This window comes from Burkholderia sp. Bp9099, from assembly GCF_003857805.1.
Classification (GTDB): domain Bacteria; phylum Pseudomonadota; class Gammaproteobacteria; order Burkholderiales; family Burkholderiaceae; genus Burkholderia.
Genome location: NZ_QTPU01000042.1, coordinates 39,015 through 56,716, shown reverse-complemented (window position 1 = coordinate 56,716; position 17,702 = coordinate 39,015). Strand labels below are relative to the sequence as shown.

14 protein-coding genes and 2 pseudogenes are annotated in these 17,702 nt (G+C 60.1%); 5 read left to right on the top strand and 11 right to left on the bottom strand.

The features are described 5' to 3' along the window. Positions 1-751: 751 nt before the first annotated feature. The 8 genes and pseudogenes from DIE17_RS33415 to DIE17_RS33375 all read right to left on the bottom strand — a co-directional run. Positions 752-1,488 (bottom strand): annotated as a pseudogene (locus DIE17_RS33415) (IS256 family transposase); the annotation flags it as partial. A 657-nt stretch (positions 1,489-2,145) separates the two neighbouring features. After that, the gene (locus DIE17_RS33405) at positions 2,146-3,303 is read right to left on the bottom strand and encodes an enolase C-terminal domain-like protein (protein ID WP_124489165.1); all 1,158 of its coding nucleotides are present in this window, start codon (positions 3,301-3,303) and stop codon (positions 2,146-2,148) included. A 66-nt stretch (positions 3,304-3,369) separates the two neighbouring features. Continuing rightward, positions 3,370-3,711 carry a hypothetical protein gene (locus DIE17_RS33400; RefSeq protein ID WP_124489164.1) on the bottom strand — a complete coding sequence of 114 codons (342 nt, stop codon included), beginning with the start codon at positions 3,709-3,711 and terminating at the stop codon, positions 3,370-3,372. Continuing rightward, on the bottom strand, positions 3,698-4,465 hold the full coding sequence (locus tag DIE17_RS33395; RefSeq protein ID WP_124489163.1) for an ABC transporter substrate-binding protein: 768 nt from the start codon (positions 4,463-4,465) through the stop codon (positions 3,698-3,700). The genes DIE17_RS33400 and DIE17_RS33395 overlap by 14 nt, the downstream gene beginning before the upstream one ends. A 480-nt stretch (positions 4,466-4,945) precedes the next feature. Then, complete coding sequence (locus DIE17_RS33390) at positions 4,946-5,290, bottom strand: RidA family protein (RefSeq protein WP_124489162.1); 345 nt, start codon at positions 5,288-5,290, stop codon at positions 4,946-4,948. A 102-nt stretch (positions 5,291-5,392) separates the two neighbouring features. Further along, entirely contained in the window at positions 5,393-6,784 is a 1,392-nt protein-coding gene (locus tag DIE17_RS33385) for an NAD(P)/FAD-dependent oxidoreductase (RefSeq protein WP_124489161.1), read from the bottom strand. After that, positions 6,781-7,140 carry a (2Fe-2S)-binding protein gene (locus DIE17_RS33380; RefSeq protein WP_124489160.1) on the bottom strand — a complete coding sequence of 120 codons (360 nt, stop codon included), beginning with the start codon at positions 7,138-7,140 and terminating at the stop codon, positions 6,781-6,783. The genes DIE17_RS33385 and DIE17_RS33380 overlap by 4 nt, the downstream gene beginning before the upstream one ends. Further along, a complete protein-coding gene (locus tag DIE17_RS33375) occupies positions 7,130-8,275 on the bottom strand; it encodes an NAD(P)/FAD-dependent oxidoreductase (RefSeq protein ID WP_124489159.1) in 1,146 nt (381 codons plus the stop codon). Before DIE17_RS33375 ends, DIE17_RS33380 begins: the two co-directional genes overlap by 11 nt. Before the next feature lie 209 nt (positions 8,276-8,484). Here DIE17_RS33375 and DIE17_RS33370 point away from each other — a divergent pair, with 209 nt between their 5' ends. Continuing rightward, positions 8,485-9,387, top strand: coding sequence for a LysR substrate-binding domain-containing protein (locus DIE17_RS33370; RefSeq protein WP_124489158.1), 903 nt, complete (start codon positions 8,485-8,487; stop codon positions 9,385-9,387). A 167-nt stretch (positions 9,388-9,554) separates the two neighbouring features. On the opposite strand, the gene DIE17_RS33360 is transcribed toward DIE17_RS33370, so the two are convergent. Together DIE17_RS33360 and DIE17_RS33355 are read right to left on the bottom strand one after the other, a co-directional pair. Continuing rightward, positions 9,555-10,712, bottom strand: coding sequence for a porin (locus DIE17_RS33360; RefSeq protein ID WP_124489156.1), 1,158 nt, complete (start codon positions 10,710-10,712; stop codon positions 9,555-9,557). A gap of 162 nt (positions 10,713-10,874) precedes the next feature. Further along, positions 10,875-11,795: a LysR family transcriptional regulator gene (locus DIE17_RS33355; protein WP_124489155.1), complete on the bottom strand. Its 921-nt coding sequence runs from the start codon at positions 11,793-11,795 to the stop codon at positions 10,875-10,877. Positions 11,796-11,908: 113 nt separating this feature from the next. Here DIE17_RS33355 and DIE17_RS33350 point away from each other — a divergent pair, with 113 nt between their 5' ends. The 4 genes from DIE17_RS33350 (at position 11,909) to DIE17_RS33335 (ending at position 17,078) form a co-directional block, all read left to right on the top strand. After that, positions 11,909-13,321: a M20 family metallopeptidase gene (locus DIE17_RS33350; protein ID WP_124489154.1), complete on the top strand. Its 1,413-nt coding sequence runs from the start codon at positions 11,909-11,911 to the stop codon at positions 13,319-13,321. 51 nt (positions 13,322-13,372) lie between these two features. Next, positions 13,373-14,659, top strand: coding sequence for an MFS transporter (locus DIE17_RS33345; protein WP_124489153.1), 1,287 nt, complete (start codon positions 13,373-13,375; stop codon positions 14,657-14,659). Between the two features lie 33 nt (positions 14,660-14,692). Continuing rightward, positions 14,693-15,838: an aminotransferase class V-fold PLP-dependent enzyme gene (locus DIE17_RS33340; RefSeq protein WP_124489152.1), complete on the top strand. Its 1,146-nt coding sequence runs from the start codon at positions 14,693-14,695 to the stop codon at positions 15,836-15,838. A 130-nt stretch (positions 15,839-15,968) separates the two neighbouring features. Then, positions 15,969-17,078 carry a cupin domain-containing protein gene (locus tag DIE17_RS33335; protein ID WP_124489168.1) on the top strand — a complete coding sequence of 370 codons (1,110 nt, stop codon included), beginning with the start codon at positions 15,969-15,971 and terminating at the stop codon, positions 17,076-17,078. Between the two features lie 167 nt (positions 17,079-17,245). On the opposite strand, the pseudogene DIE17_RS33330 reads toward DIE17_RS33335, so the two are convergent. Then, a pseudogene (locus DIE17_RS33330) lies at positions 17,246-17,527 on the bottom strand (transposase); the annotation flags it as partial. Positions 17,528-17,702 lie beyond the last annotated feature (175 nt).

Below are 17,702 nucleotides of genomic sequence, written 5' to 3'. Positions count from 1 at the left end.
CGAAGAGGTAACGACTGGCTCAGTTTTACTTTGCGCGATCAGGCGCGAAGTGGCTCAGATTTCAAATGCGTTTGACAAAGGCCCAGCCATCAAAAGGGGGCCATTCCGTTTGCTGCTTCCTCAGCAGTAGGAGCGCTTGGCTTGCGAAATGGCAAGATTCCGCAGGTGGGGCAAAAATAGTCCGCCGCGGTTCGTGAACCCCAGCGATAGACAGATAGACTATCTAACGGCGTCTGAAGGCGGAATGCGTCCGCAGGAACGCGATAAATTAACGCCCCCCCCCGCATCGAGCAGACAGAGCAGTCGCACTGCCCGCACATGATCTATGTCGGCGTCAATCTCGAAGCGCACTGCTTTGCAGTGGCATGAGCCCTGATAGGTTCGTATCATCAACCACTCCCGGCGACAATCCAGCTGCTGTGCAACACTCGTAACCTGGTTCGATCGCTCTTACAGAATCCGCATGCACCTTCTTCTCACATCAGTCAACACGGTACTGCCCCGACGCTTACTGCGAAACGAACCACGGCGCAACAGCGGGCGTCCGTGGTGATGGTGCAGATAGTTCATTGCGTTTTGGATCTTCATACGCTGCATCACGAAATACGCCACCGCAAATAAAAAGGCGGCGTCCCGATCAATGCCAGGGGAGTGAATTCGATTTCAAGATAGTGGCCCGGTTTTCAGGCGACGTATGCGACACGGGCACTTTTGGCGAGCGCAGCAAGACGGCCACCGTGAGATGCTTACGGATGCCCTGGCAGCCGCGCGTCTTGAGTTCGTTGAACACCTTGAGCCAGAACTTAGCGCCCTCGGTCTGCTTGATCCAGAGGCCCAGCACGTCGCGCTGGCCGTCGGCCTGAATGCCCAAAGCCGGATAGACGGCCTCGTTGCTGACCACGCCGTCGTCGCGGATCTTGACCCGCAGCGCGTCGAAGAACACCACCGGATACATCGTCTCGAGCGGGCGGCTCTGCCAGCTCAGCGCCTCGGCCATCACCTCGTCGGTGACCGAACTGATGAAGTCGGGCGATACCTCGGTGCCATAGTGCTCGGTCAGAAACCCTTGAATCTCGCGCACGTTCATGCCGCGGGCGTACATCGCGATAAAGCGTTCGTCGAAGCCAGTGCAACGGCGTTCGTGCTTGGGGATCAGGATCGGCTCGAAGCTGCCGTCACGGTCGCGAGGCACTTCGCCCCGGACTGGGCCGCGATCGGTGATGACCGTCTTGCCGCTGGCACCGTCGCGTTCGTTGACCTGCCCGGGCGGCTTAGGCTGGCCCGAAGGATAGCCCAGATGCAGATTCATCTCGGCGCCCATCGCGCGCTCGATGACCGCCTTGTTGAACGCCAGCCTCAGGTCCTGCACCTCGGCAGCGTCATCGGCCCCTTGACCAATTGGTCCAGCAGTTCCTTGGGCAGTTCAGGCAGCGGCCCTCGGGCCGCTGCCTGACGCGCTACAGTTTGTCTTTTCTTCTTCATCGGCATATCCATGGCCTTTACACCTCATGATATGCCCCGCCCACAAAATCACGGATAAGCCCGTACACGAGGCCGGCATTGCTGGTTTCGTGTGCGCACCCAACGCAATCGCGCGGCGATTTCTCGGCCCATCGCTTCCATTTAGTTGAAACGACGCCTATGAATCACTCACAATACATGAGTGGACAGTGGCCCAAACTGGTCCGCTACGCCCAGAACGTCAACTGGCTGATTTCGAAACCACCCGTGAGAGAACGCGATACGGTCGTTCATCATCGGCCGCAAGAGCTGGTTGTTCTCCGATACGATCGCCAGCGCACTGGTCCACGCCAACCTGTACTCCCTCGTCAAGACATGCAAAGCAAACAGCATCGAACCGCACGTCTACCTCGTCTGACTGTTCGCAAAGTTGCCGCTCACTTGCTGCAACCTCTGACGAATATGCTGACCTCACACCGTGGAGCATGGCAGCTGCCTCCAACTCCTGAGGGGTGTTCTTAAAAGACCGGATACGAAGAAATGCGGAAGACTCTGCAATATTCCGCAGATGGATAAAGCCGTTCCCTCTTCCACATCACGGCAGTGAAGTCGATCTCATTGAGGACGTCGGCACCTTTCACCTCCAAATTGGCGTGTCTTATACGCAACAGTCGCCCTTACAGTTCAAGCTGGTGCACGAAGCTCAAATCCGTTTGATGTCATGCGACGCACGTGCGGCTCGTCGACCTCCATGCCCAGCCCTGCTCTTTCCGGAAGATGCACCACTCCATTGCGCACGAACGTCGAAAAATCGGTCGGGTCGTCCGTGAGCCGTAACGTGGACATAAAGGCGTGCCCCACATCGACGAGATTCCCGATCGTTACGGCGTGTTGCAGTGACGCAGCTTGCGTGACGCCGAATTCGATCATCGAGTTCATGTAGCAACGAATGCCGAATGCCTCAGCCACCGCCGCAATGCGCTGAGCGCGCAATGGCCCGCCATTTTTGCTGCTTTTAACGCTAAAGATATTCGCGGCACCAGCGCGCGCCAGCTCAGCCGAATGTGATAGTCCCGCCACGGCTTCGTCAGCCGATATAGGGATGCGGCTGTCTCTCGCCAGCATTGCCGCACCTTCCAGGTCCGACTTGATCAATGGCTGTTCAACGAACGCCAAGCGGGAGCCGCTCACTCCATCAAGAAACTCGCGAGCCTCTGCGCGAGTCCAGCCTTCATTGGCGTCGGCGATTAGCGTGATCGCGCTCCCGTACCGCGCTTCAAGCTCCGCCACGCGCCCGATCTCGCTTCGTATCGGAGACGTGCCCATCTTCAGCATGAAACTGGAGAATCCTTGGACCATTCGCTCGTCAATTACGCGAATGTCTTCGTCGGCCGTGCCGTTACTGAGAGGCCACAGCACCGGCAGCGATTTCCTCAGGGCCCCACCCAATAGTGTCGCCGCCGGGACATTCAGCCGCTTGCCCAGAATATCGAGAAGCGCCATGGTAACCGCTCCCTTTGCGCTAAGATGCCCGGTAAGCTGTGCGTCGAGTTCCTCATCGATGCTGCCGGGAGCAGGAGCAGGAGATGCCATCACGATAGGCAGCAGGGTGTCCCTCAGCGCTCGCGCGGCATCGCTTGCCGTGCCGCCAGTAAAGACATCGTAAGGATTCGCTTCACCCCAACCCTCCACGCCGTCGGCGTCCGTCAGCTTCACCATTACGGCGCTCGTTGAGACCAACGTGCCTTCGGTCATCTTGTATGGCGTAACCAGCCCCGCCTCGATCTCAAAGACCTCGGCTGCGACGATACGCGCCATTGTTTTGATATTAAAATCAAGCATTGAAATCCCCAGAAATTCTCGAACAACGACCATCGAGGGTATGAAATTCTAATATTCCTGATAAAGTTAAATTCCGCACATCATATAGCCGCCATCGGCGCGCACAGCGTCACCCATTACCAAACGGTCGAAATTTTTCCGTCCACTCTCCAAAGCCGAGTCCAGCGTGACGATGAAAATCGACTCATAGTGCCTCGACGCCGCCGTGCTCATCAAGTCCAAAATGCGCACCAAGGCGAGATTGGAGACGTTCTGGAGAACATGATTGCTCCAAGCCTCGTCAATATATGACTTGAATTGAGCGACGATCGGCGCACGGCACGATGATGCGCCATTGAAGTCTCCAACGCCTCGATGTAACACATCACCGAATCTCTTTTTCTCAGCCAGAAGCTTAATGGTCCACAATCTGATATTGAAAATATTTTTTCGCTAGCTTATCGAGCGTGCCGTCTTGCTTTAATGACAAAATCGCCATATTCAGTCGTTCTTTCAAATCGGAATCCTGCTTTCGAACCCCAAAGGCAACCCCACGACCAAATATTTTTTCATCAGTCAATGGTCCGCCGACGAATGCGAAATCTTTTCCCTCTGGTTTTTTCAGAAAGCTATCTTCAGCACTTTGCTGCGACTGCAAGGCTGCATCGATTCGACCGGCAGCCAAATCAGCAAATACTGCTGTTTGACTCGGATATGTAATAACGGCAGCACCAGCTGGAGCCCACTTTTTTTCCGCGTAATATTGCTGCGTTCCACCTTGCTGAACGCCAATGCGCTTTCCTTTCAGCGATTCTGCGTCCGGAAGGATGTGACTACCCGATCGCGCCACCAGGCGAATCGGAGGCGTATAAATTATCGACGTAAAGTCAATCGCCTTCTCACGTTGCTCTGTAGCCCACATGGCCGAATTGATGGCGTCAAATTTTCTTGCCTGCAATGCAGGAATCAACCCATCGAAAGAATTCTCGATCCATTTGCACTTCACCTTCAACTTGGCGCAAACAGCGTTTCCAATATCAATATCGAAACCCGTCAATTCTCCACTGGGCAGCTTATATTCAAATGGAGGATAATCCGCCTCAATACCAAAGCGCAGAGTATCCGCCGCCCATGTTGACGTCGCAAGCACACACAGTACAGCCGAAGCAACAAATTTTCTCATCTCCGCTCCTCAACTCATCAGAATTTTAATCGACCTAACAATTCAGTTAGTCATATGATTTATTATCGGGTGAATCAGCCTGGCGCAAGCTACCTTAAAGCAAAAACAAACAGCGAACTCCGCTCCTTACCGTTCGATATGATCCATCAGGCGTACAACACAAACCTAAGAAGATGTCCAATCGTTCATTTGAGAAAGCGGAAGAACCTCGATCATTCCACCAAAAAAATTTCCCGACGACGAATACCCATTTCCCGCTCGTGTGGCCGCCCCATATTCTGAGTCGATACATACTCATCGTATGCTCCGGCAAACCCGTTCGCATTGCGACTACCTGTGCACGCTATGCAAATTTGAGATAGGTGCAGCCATGTGGTAGCAGGACCGGTCCGCGTCGATTCACAATCTCCACACACCTCCTCGAGCGGGCGATCTTCCCGATTCGCTCGCGCTTCCTACCTCTCATACGACATCGGACGGTTACACAACCGCCTGAACCTGAATCTCGACGAGAAGGTCTTCACCCGCAAGGCGCGATTCGACCGTAGCGCGTGCGGGAGGACAGGCCTTGTCGACCCATGCATCCCATGCTTCGTTCATGTCGTCGAAAGTATCGATGTCCGCCAGCCAGATGTTGGCAACCGCGATGCGAGATTTGTCGGTACCGGCTGCTTTCAGATGGCTATCGATCTGATCAAGAATGTCTTTCGTTTGTTGACCGACTCCACCCGTCGTGTCTCGGGCGGTCACGCCCGACAGGAAAACAAACCCATTCACGACCAACACCCTGCTTAGCCTTCCATTCACTCCCTGACGATCGATCATGCAGTGCCTCCGTAAAGTTCGGATGTGCCGCCATCGACACCCCGGTTGCCATCATTTGGATGCTTCTCGCCGAACGCTGCTCGTGTTCCGACGTATCGTCTGTCACTGGACACACTCTGCGGCTCCGGCCAATTGACCGAGCGTGAGCGGCTTGATGGGTGCCCTGATCCTGTAATAGCCCACAACTTCCGGGGAAACCTGACGTTCTTGCGCAATGATTTCGGAAACGGTGAGCCCGCACAGGCGTCCTTGACAGGGCCCCATCCCACATCGATTGAACGCCTTCGCCTGGTTCGGGCCGACACATCCGAGCGCAACCGACTCCCGAATTGCACCAGCCGTGACCTCCTCGCATCTGCAAACCAGTACGTCATCGGCCGGGATTCGCGCGCGGTCACTGGGTCGATACAGCGCGTCGAGAAACGGTCGAATGTGAAGGTGCCCGGCATGCTCGGCGCGCAATCGGCGCACGCTTCGGTTAAATTCGACAATGTCGATCTTGCCGTGACGCCGAACGATTTCCAGCCCGCATATCCGGCCTTGCGCCGTTGCCGCCTTCGCGCCGGCAATACCCCCACCGTCGCCCACGACGAATACATCAGGCACATCCAGCTCAAATACGTCGTTACGGTTCGGTACCCAGCAAAGCTGATCGATGTCCCAACGATGCGATGCCTGAAGCGACCAGGAGATCTGCGTATTCGGCACGACGCCTTGATGCAGGAGCACGAGTTCTGCTTCGACATGCTGGCGCTTGTTGCCAGCAGTGAAGGTCAGTCCGGTTACAGCCTGCTCACCTTCGATACGCAGATCTGATGCACCTCGGTAGACCGGTACCCGCGCGATTCGCAGCGCGCGCAGCAGGTTCACACCTTTCATCAGATCGCGCCATCCAAGCAACGCACTCGTCCAGTGTCTCGCCGCGCGCATCCTGTCGGCCAGAACGGTCGTCTCGACGACAGCACGAATGGGCACGCCAGCGCGCAGGTATTGCCACGCAAGCAGATAGAGTAGCGGCCCGCAACCCGCGAGCACGACAGGGTGTCTCGGCACCGTGCCCGATGCCTTCAGCAGGATTTGCGCCGCGCCGGCTGTCATCACGCCTGGCGTCGTCCATCCGGGAATCGGAAATGGCCTTTCCATCGCGCCGGTCGCCAGCACGAGGTGACGAGCCGCCAGCGACTTGCTGCGACCGCACTGCGTGTAATGAATCTCGCGGTCCCTGCTGACCAACCACACCTGGGCCCCCGCTTCGTGACGAACATTGCTTTCGGACACCGCCGCTGCGATAGCGGCGCCAGCCGCGTAGTCCGGCCCGAGCAATGCGACACGCTCGTCGTCGGTATGGGCGATGGACCGATAGATCTGCCCCCCCAATGTCGATTGCTCGTCAAGCAGCACGACCGACAGTCCGGCATGCGCGACGGCAGTCGCAGCGGCCATGCCCGCGGGCCCTGCGCCGATCACGGCAACATCAACTGATTCGGCAATCATTGTCCCTGCCCCTTGCGGTCGCTCGTATCGGATTCGACAGGCGATTCGATCGATACCTGCCTTACGCCTTCCTGCGACCGCACACGCATGCCGTCCCGCGTGCTTTCGAGGCAACTCTGACAATTGGGCTGGCCGTCGATCTCCACCAGGCACTCGAAGCAAACCCCCATCATGCAATACGGTGCACGCGCGGCTCCGCTCACGGGCGTTCTGCGGAAGCGTCGAATGCCCACGGCAAGGAGAACCGCCGCCAGATTCATCCCGCCCGGCACTTCGTATGGCGAATCGTTGAAGAAAATTCGCACCTTTGGGGCATGCGCGGTGGACAATTGCTCGAACAGAGGTTCAGTCGACATGGCTAAATGTTTCGTATGGTTTCCGGAAGCGATCAGCGGCGAACGCGTGTAGAACGGGGGCTTCCCGCGCGCCAGTGATCCAGCCCGCAAGGCGCAGCGCATGCGCCGCGGCCAGCGTGACGCCGCTATGGCAGCTGATATTGAACGCGCCCGGGCACGCGCTGGACTCCTCGTAGATCGGGAAGCCGTCCGGCGTCATCACGCGCAGCGCACCCCACGCTCGCACGAGACGCACATCACGAAGCAGCGGAAATGCTTTCACGCCGCGCATCGCAATCTCCGCGAGCACATCCGTCGTGACGCCGTTGTCGAAACCGACGTTTTCGAGTGAGTCGCCCAATTGGACGGTGCCTTCGTTCGTCTGACGCACGGTGACGGTCGGGAAACGCAGAAACGAAGCGACTCTCTCGCTGATCAGAACCTGACCACGTATCGGCACGACCGGTGCCTGCAGCCCGACCATCGGCGCGAGGTCCTTGTTGCCTAGCCCGGCGGCGAGCACGACCCTCGCAGAGCACCAGCGCTCGCGCTGTCCATGGACGACGAATCCGCCCGATTGCGAGTCGATTCGCACGACGCGCTCGGAGGTGGCGAAGTGTGCTTTACGGTTGACCAGGCCCCTTCGCAGGCCGAGCAGCAGCTTTAGAGGATTGACGTGGCCGTCCATCGGCGTATACGTTGCGCCGGCAATCGAAGCGCCGATTTCGGGGATGCGGGCCCTCAGGTCCACCGCGTCGAGCACCTCGAACGGATAGTCGCCATCGGCATCGCCCGACAGCTGCAGCAGTTGCCTTCCACGCTCCTGGAGTTCCTCATCCGAAAAACACAGGTCGAAACCGCCAGGTTGCAGTAATTGCGCGTCCACGCCGGTTTCATCACGCAATTCGTCGGCGAACGCTGGCCAGAGCCGCGCGGATTCACGGGTCCAGGTCGTGTAGGCAGGTAGCCCGATTCCTTTGCCTTGCACCCACACCAATCCAAAATTGCCAACGGAGGCGCCAAATGCGTCGTCCCCCTCGTCTACGACCAACACATGGGCACCTTGCCGGGCGATGCCATAGGCAACTGCTGATCCGACCAAACCACCACCAACGACGATCACATCGTAGTGGGCCGTCGAGCGATGCGTCTTCATACGGTCCTTGCTCAAAATAACAATGTCACCGTGGCTTGCCGCCCATTGGGGTTCAAGCACGGAAGGAACAAGCAATTCCGACCAGCTTTACTTGAAGCCGATGTCGCGGCCCCGGCAACGCGTGCGTATTAATACGGATGTTGAGCGACCACCCTTATGCAGTCAAATACCAATCTGACGCCAACCTATGCCAAAAAGAGATAGTCCAGATGAAACTACGCCAGATCGAAGCCTTCCGTGCGGTGATGCAAGCCGGCTCGACGACGGGCGCCGCTGCGGAACTTCACACCTCCCAGTCCAATGTAAGCAGGCTGATTACACAACTGGAGGCCGATACGCGGCTCGTGCTCTTCGAGCGCTCCGGGGGTCGTCTCAATCCAAAACCGGAAGCCAAGGCGCTTTTTCGCGAAGTCGAGCGTGTCTTCGTCGGGCTGAAAAGTCTCGCGTATGCGGCCGACAGCATTCGGAATCTTGGCAGCGGCCGTCTACGCATTGCGTCGATCCCCGGCATCGGCATGAGCTTTCTGCCGAGAGTCGTGCAGCGCTTCAGACAGTCTCGACCAGACGTGACCGTGTCGATTCACACGAACACGTCGAATACGGTAGAGCAATGGGTTTCTTCGCAGTTCTGCGACGTGGGGATCGTCGCGTTCGTCTCTGCGGCCGCTACGTGTCAGGCCGTTGCGTTGCCTGACTCGGAGGTCGTTTGCCTCTTGCCGAAGAATCATCGTCTCGCGAATAAAAGCAGAATCGAGGCATCGGACCTTCGCGGCGAGCAATACATTTCGCTCGTGCATGGCGACGGATCGCGGGAGGAGACGGACCGTGTGTTCGAACAAGAGGGAATCGAGCGCACCCTGTCGCTCGAAGCGCAGTACAGCGCGACATGTTGTGAAATGGTGAAGCTCGGGCTCGGTGTGACGCTCGCGCATCCGTTGGTGGCGACGGACTATGTGGGCCATGGGATCAAGGTGTTACCGTTTTCACCATCGATCAATTACCCCAATTTCCTTTTGTATCCTCCGCATGGGGCCGCGTCACAATTGGCTGAGGAGTTCGCTGCGCTGTTGCGGGATCAGTTCGAGCGCGAGATAACGGGCTGGCAGCAGTAAGCGTCATCCGGCACGAAGGCAGCTGCAGCTGCAGCTGCAGCTGCGGCTGCGGCTGCGGCTGCGGCTGCGGCTGCGGCTGCGGCTGCGGCTGCGGCTGCGGCTGCGGCTGCGGCTGCGCCAGCGCAGCCGTGTGGGTCAATCAATATCGCTTACTGTTCGTCCGGAGACTAGAACTTGTGTCGGATCCCGGTGACTGCGACAAACTGATTACCGTTCGACGAAGCCGAGAACCCCGTGATGTTCGCGACGGCCGTCTTGCCGGTCGAGTCCGTTCCTGTCGCATGCTGATAGATGCCGCTGATATAGACGTCGGTTCGCGGCGACAGGAAATAGTCCACGCCGAGATTCACCTGATGGTAGGTTGCATGGTTGACGCCATAGCCTTTCATGTAGTCATACGAGGCGCCCACGGTCAATGCAGGCGTCAGCAGATACTTGAAGTTCATTTCGGCATTGTGGAACGCCGCCGTACCTTGATAGTGCAACGAATTCAGCGACGAAAGCGCACCCAGGCCGCGGAACTGCGTGTTCGTGTACATCGCGCCGATCGTCGCATGGCCAAGCTGATATGCCGCACCCGCTGCGATGATCTGCTGGGTGCGCGCTGACGCGTAGCCCGAATAGACCGTGCTGGCCGTCATGTTCGACGCGGTAGTGCTCGACGTGCTGTTGTTGCCGAAAAAGGAGTAATTCGGATCTCGCGCATTGAGATAACCTACGCCCAGCGACAGCGGTCCGCGGTCGTATCCGGCACCGACCGACCAGATCTGATTCGTGCCGGAATGCCCTGCAACTCCGCCAAGACTATACACACCGCCGAACTTCAGTCCCGCGTAGTCGACGCTCTTGAACTTGATCGCGTTGTTGACGCGGTTCGAATTCTGCAGATTGTCCAGATCGCCGGGATGCGCGCCGTAGCCGGTCGCCCATTGCGCCGCTGATTCGAAGCGCGCGGCAAAATCGACCACGACGTCATACTGCCGCCCCAACGTGACGGAGCCGAAGCGGTCCGACGCCAGCCCGACATAGGCCTGCCGGCCGAATTCGTCCCCCCCCTGCAACAACTTGCCATTCGTCACGTTGTAACCGTTCTCGATCGCGAACACGGCTTTCAGCCCCGCGCCCAGATCTTCGGCGCCACGAAGGCCCCAACGGCTACCCTGCATGTTTCCGCTCGACAGCTGATAGAGCCTGCTGCCGCCAGAGTTGCTGTTGAACGCAATACCGGCGTCGACGATGCCGTACAGTGTCACGCTGCTCTGAGCATGAGAAGGAATACTAATTACCGACAGTACCGCCGTGACGGCAAGCAGGTTTTTTTTCACGTTGATCTCCAGGGTTGAATGCAATCAGGCGCTTCGCGTGTAGTCCGAGAAGTCGGTGCCATTGCACTCTAGCGCTGCTCTTTCCGTGGTGCGTTCGAAATCAAACAAGCGGGCTTTGCGCGGGATGCAAAGCTCGCCCCCTACGTCCAGGGGGCACCGCACCTACGGATGTCGCGCCTGGGTTCGCTGCAGATCAGCGGTCAGATGCTCAAGGCAAAGCGTGGCAAGCTCTGTAAGCGGCCGAGCCGCAGAGGTTTTCACCTGCAGACGACGCTGCTGCAGGAGTGGATTGTCGAACGGCACCGCAACAAGGCCGTCTGCTTCGAACCGGTTTGCAACCGACATGAAACCGGAAAGCATGATCGCGCCCGGAATCACCTGCGTGAAGCGGTACAGCGAAGCCACATAACGGCTCGTGATCGGCGTCACGACATCAATGCCCTCGACGTTACAGGCAATGTCGAACAACTGCCGTATGGTCGTTCCCGTGTCCTGCAGGAGCACCGGATGGGCCTGCAGGTCGACCAAGGACAGCGTCTGGCGAGATGCCAGCGGATGATCCTGTGACATTAGCGCCAGCACCGGCGCAGGCAACGTGAGATGCGCTACCACATCGGGTTCGGGTTTCAGGCTGAACGACAGCGCAATCGCCGCGTCGCCGTCCACCAGCATTCGGCTCGCACCGTCCGACGACGTCACTTCGATCGAGATGACAGCATCCCGATGCTGCGTGTAGAACGCGGAAAGCGAGTTGGGCAGGAAGTCTAGTGCAAAGCCCTCAGTGCACGAGATTCGGAGCTTGCGCTCGCGGCGCGCCTTGTCCCCCTGGATTGCGCTCATCACGGCCTGCCCCTCCGCGAGGCTGCTCTGCGCGTAACGCAGCAGCATGCGCCCCGCGTCCGAGAGAACCATGCCGCGCGCGTGCCGCTCGAACAGCGGTGCGCCAACATCACCCTCCAGCTTCGCAATGTGGCGGCTCAGCGCCGAGACGGTGGCGCCAAGCTTTTCGGTCGCCGCGCTGAGCGACCCGCTCTGCGCCACCACTGAAAAGTAGTACAACGACGAATCAAGCAGGTTGCGCATGGCGTGTCTCCGCGGGGTTTGCGATTTTCGCAAATATACGTTGTTTGATTGCGAATACAAAAAACATTCGATGCCGGTAGTCTGAACGTCATCGATGCTCCACATTTTTCGACATGACACGCTCCGAAGCCCTCTCGCACGCCGCCCGCCACTATGACAGCGGCGCCTTTCATGCGGCGTTGAGCCGCCGTGTCGCGTTGCGCACGGAGAGCCAGAATCCGCAGGCGGAAGCGGCACTGCGCCACTATCTGTCCGACGAAATTGGACCGGCTCTGCATGCGCTCGGTTTCACGACGGAAATCGTCGAGAACCCGGTGGCCGGCATGCCACCCATGCTTGTCGGCGAGCGCATGGAATCCGCCGGGCTACCGACGGTGCTGATCTACGGCCACGGAGACGTCGTGAACGGCGACGAGCACAACTGGTCGCAAGGGCGCTCGCCGTGGGAGCTGCACATCGAAGGCGATCGTTGGTATGGCCGCGGCACTGCGGACAACAAGGGACAGCATTCGATCAACCTGACTGCCCTCGCTTCGGTGCTCGCCACGCGCGGCTCGCTAGGGTTCAACGCCAAGGTGATCATCGAAATGGGCGAGGAAGTGGGCTCGCCGGGGCTCGATGCGGTCTGTACGCGATACGCGGAACGGCTGCAGGCCGACCTGCTGATCGCGTCGGACGGCCCGCGCCAACGCGCCGCCGCCCCCACCATGTTCCTCGGCTCGCGCGGCGCACTGCATTTCCGGCTGCGCGTCGTCAACTCGTTCGGCGCGCGTCATTCCGGCAATTGGGGTGGCGTGCTCGCCAATCCCGCAACGGTGCTGGCCAATGCGCTCGCGAGCCTCGTCGACGGCCACGGCCGGATCCGCGTCAATGGCCTGTTGCCGCCACCGATTCCGCAGCGCGTGCGCGAGCTCGTCGGCAAGCTCGAAGTCGGCGCCGACGACGGCGATCCGCCGCTGTCGCAGGGCTGGGGCGAACCGGGTCTGAGCGACGCCGAACGCGTCTACGCATGGAATACGCTCGAAGTGCTCGCGATGCAGGCAGGCAACATCGGCAGACCCATCAGCGCGATTCCCGCCAGCGCGGAAGCGGTCTGCCAATTGCGCTTCGTGGTGGGCACCGACTGGTTGAACGCGCGTGAACTGCTGCTCGCCCATCTGCGTCGCGAAGGGTTCGACAATGTCGACGTCACGATCGAGGCCTCCGGCAATGCGACGCGCCTCGACCCGGACCATCCATGGTCGCGCTGGGCCGAAGCATCGATCGCGACCACCAGCGGCAAGCCGGTGACGATCCTGCCGAACCTCGGCGGCACGATCCCGAACGAGTGCTTTGCGACGACGCTCGGCCTCGCGACCATCTGGGTGCCGCACTCCTATCCGAACTGCCGCCAGCATGCGCCGGACGAACACCTTCTCGGCAGCGTCGCACGCGAAGCGCTGCAGATCATGACGGGATTATTCTGGGATCTGGGCGTATCCGGGCGGGCGATACACAACGCACTTCATACCGCCGCGGCACGCTGATTCCAGCCTGAGCCGACTTGACTCGACACTACTCCTCTCCGGACCACGCTCATGCAATCCATCGTCACAGATCAACCGGCCGTCCGCCAGGACAACGGGCCACTGAAGCGCCTGATCGTCGCCAGCAGCATCGGTAATGCACTCGAATGGTTCGACTTCGCCGCATACGGCTTCTTCGCGGTCACGTTATCGAAGCTGTTCTTCCCCGCGCACGACGACACGGTTTCGCTGCTCCTCACGTTCGGCACGTTCGGTATTTCGTACGTGTTCCGCCCGCTCGGCGCGCTGGTGCTCGGCCGCTACGCTGACCGGCACGGTCGCAAGGCGGGGCTGCTCGCCGCACTTTGGCTGACTACGGTCGGCACGCTGGTTTGCGCGCTGATTCCCACCTACGCAAGTATCGGCATCGCGGCACCGATCGGGCTGATGCTGGCGCGCGTGCTCATCGCGTTTTCGACGGGCGGGGAGTTCGGCAGCGGCACAGCGCTGATGATCGAACAACAGTCCGCACGGAAGTCGTTTCTCGGCAGCTGGCAGTTCTCCAGTCAGGGAGCCGCCACGGTGCTTGCGTCATTCGCCGGACTCGCGTTGAGCGGCCTGCTCACGCCCGCCCAGATCGAATCGTGGGGCTGGCGCATGCCGTTCGTGTTCGGCCTGCTGGTCGCGCCGGTCGGCCTCTATATTCGACGCCATATCGACGACACGCTGCAGCCGTCGCAAGCCAAACACGCCGCACCAGTACGCGACCTGCTTGCACACCATCTCGGCCGCGTCGCGCTCGCCGCGGGCATCATGGCCGTCTCGACCGCAGCCAGTTATCTGATGATTCTTTACATGCCGACTTATGCGGTCAAACAGCTGCATCTGCCTGCCTCCACCGGCTTCGCTGCAACCGTGCTGACGGGCGCGATCCTGATGATCTTCACGCCGCTGATGGGCCATTTCGCGGATCGTTACGGTCGCGGCAGGATGATGGTCGTTTCCGCCACCCTTACGCTGCTGACGATCTATCCGTGCTTTCGCTGGCTGATCGGTTCCCCGTCGTTCGCGGTGCTGATGGCGATCATGGTGCTGGCAGGTGCCTTGAAGGCGATCTATTTCGGGCCGCTCGCGGCAGTGCTGGCTTCGCTGTTTCCGACCACCGTGCGCAGCACCGGCCTCGGGTTCAGCTACAACATCGGCGTGATGGTGTTCGGCGGATTCACGCCGTGGCTCGTCACCGCGATGATCGGCTGGACTCACGATCCGGTCTCCCCCGCGTTCTACCTGATGGCCTGCGCAGTGCTGAGCCTGTGCTGCATCGGAATCCATCACCGGTCCATCGTCAAACACATCTAGTCCGACACCCGACATCCGGACGCAACCTCGACCATGACGCCATCCTCCATTGCAACCGACGACGACTTCAGCGGCTGGCTGATGTATCACTCTGTCGGCATCTTTCCCGGCCAGCAGGCTGCGGTAACGGACGCGCTCGCGCGTTTCACCGCCGACTGGTATGCCCCGGACGATCGCCGCTGGGCCGCCGGACTCGGCGCGCGCGATGCGCTCCTTTCGAGCTGGGCGACGCTGATCGGTGCAGACGCCGCACACGTGTTCGGGGCCCAGAACGTGACGGACGTCTTCGCACGCTTTCTCGACGGCCTCGACGACGCCGCGCTGGCGGGTCGGACCGTGCTGGTCGCCGCGGACTGCTTCCCCAGCCTGCATTTCCTGCTCAACGGTGTGGCCGCGAGACGCGGATTCACGCTGAAAACCGTGCCCGTGCGCGAAGGCGAGGCGTACGTGCGCGATGAAGACTTCATCGCCGCCTGGGATGCGGAGGTCGCGCTCGCGTTGGTCACATGGGTGTCGTCGCTGACGTCGAAGCGCGTCGATCTGGCTGCGCTCATCGCGCAGGCGCGCAGCACCGGCAGCCTCGTCGCGCTCGACATCACCCAGGGCGCCGGCATCCTGCCGTTCGATCTGCACGATACACCGGTCGATTTCGTTTGCGGTTCCACGCTCAAGTGGCTGTGCGGCGCGCCTGGCACCGGCCTCGGTTATGTCGCGCCGCATCTGCTGGATAACGGCATGCAGCCTGGCGTGCGAGGCTGGTTCAGTCAGCCGGATCCATTCAACTGGAACCTCGACACGTTTTCCTATGCAGCGGGCGCGCGTCGCTTCGATACCGGCACGCCATCGTTGCTGCCGTTCGTCGCGTCGCAGCCGGGCATCGACTGGCTGCTCGCTCAACGCCCGGGCGAGTTGCGCACGCACAATCTCGCGCTTTGCCATCAACTGATGGAGATCGCCGATGGGCTAGGCTACCGGCTGCTGTCGCCTCGCGACGACGGGCTGCGCGGCGGCAGTGTGATGGTCGAGATCCCGGCGGATCATGATCCTCAGCTGATCGTGACGATGCTGGCATCACGGCGGATCCATGTCGATTCACGTGGCCGTACGCTGCGGTTGTCACCGGGCGCGACGACTACCGCTGCCGGAATCGAGCGCGTCGCGGCGCACCTGCCGCGATGAAAACGCCGCACATCGTACGTTCGAAGGCACCGCGCCGCGAGGGCGTGTCGTGCGTGCTGACCGGACCGCCGCAGCCGACACGGTAAGACGCAACTACATCCCTTGTACCACGACACTCCACGGACGAATTATGGCAACGACCCTTCCCTTCCAACCGATCGTCGGCATTCGCGGCTTTCACGTGCCGATGTCCTGCACCGATCTGCCTGCGACGACGCAGTTCTTCATCGAGCGCCTCGGTTTTCGCATCGACGCGATTTTCCCCGCGGACAGCCCTCGCACGGCCATCCTGTCGCGCGGCAACCTGACACTGCGCGTGGCCGTCGGCGCGCCCGATGGCGTGACGAAGCTCGATGTGCTCTGCGACGACGAGATGCAGCTCGGCGAATCCAATCGGACGCTCGTTGCACCGAACGGCGTCGAAATCCGCTTGATCGCCGCCGAGCCGAAGATGAAAACGCCCGTCAACCGACAGGAACTCGTGCTGTCGCGTGTACAGGACGGCGCCGAATGGAGCGTCGGACGCGCCGGACTGCGCTATCGCGACCTGCTGCCGAATCGGCACGGCGGCGCGTTCATCGCATCGCACATTCGCATTCTCGAAGGCGGCCCGGTGCCCGATTACGTGCACTTTCACAAAATCCGCTTCCAGATGATCTTCTGCCGCAAAGGCTGGGTGCGGGTCGTCTACGAAGGCCAGGGCGAGCCGTTCGTGCTGAATGCCGGCGACTGTGTGCTGCAGCCGCCATGCATCCGGCATCGCGTGCTCGAGAGCTCGGCCGGCGCGGAAGTGATCGAGATCGGCACGCCGGCCGAACACATCACGATGGCCGACCACGACATGACGCTGCCGAGCAGCACGCTCGAGCCGGACCGCGAGTTCGACGGACAGCGCTTCGTGCGCTACGAGCAGGCACGCGGGAGCTGGTCCCAGTGGCGGATGAACGGCTTCGTCGCCTCCGACACCGGCATCGGTCGTGCAACCGATGGTTTGGCCGGTGTGCGCCTGGTTCGTCTGGAGGAAAGCGCGCAGGTCGAGCAATTGCAGCACGAATCGGAGTTCTGCTTCTTTTTCGTGTTGTCCGGACAGTTGACGGTCACGCAAGGGGCGAATGCCTATCCTCTGACGGCCGACGACAGCATTGCGATTCCGGGCGGGACACCGTACGGCTTTGCCGACTGCAGCATCGACCTGGAACTGCTCGAAGTAACGTTGCCGGCTGAGCTGACGCTGTCGTGAATCTTACGAGGCCGGCCGATGCATCGGCACGCCTGCCGCGGCTAACGTCATGAACTCGTTGGGATCACGGGCGCACTCTCGACCGTGATCGCAAATACGCGATTAGTTCCGCCAGATTCCCGCGCCGACAGCGGGATCGCGCGCGTGTCCGCAATGCGGGTGAAATTACCGGGGAACGCGGCGCGGATCTTGAGGAAGAAATATTCCTCGTCGCGGTACCCGTCGGCCCGACGCTTGATGACCTTGATGGTGTTGTTGATGCCTTCGACGACGCTGGTATTGAGCGGATGGCGGCAGCAGGCGAGGGTTCCGTGCCAGTAACCCCGCAAGCGCTGCGCGAACAGTTGCAGCGCGGCAATCCCGCTTTGCCGGGCTTGCTCGATCCAGTGTTCCCAGGCTTCTTCCGCCCAGACAGGCTTCCGGTAGAACCAGAGCCGTTTGAGTTCGTTGATATTCAAGCGTGAACGGTGTCTGGCTGGAACATGTCACTGAATCAATTCCAGGTGGGTCCGATGTATATCGATTCGCCGCGACCAGCCCCCTAAAAACGTCGCACTTCCCGCAATTGATTCGAGTTTTGGTGCGTTCGGCTGAAAGGTTCTTTCCGCCCTTTCATGCATCTTT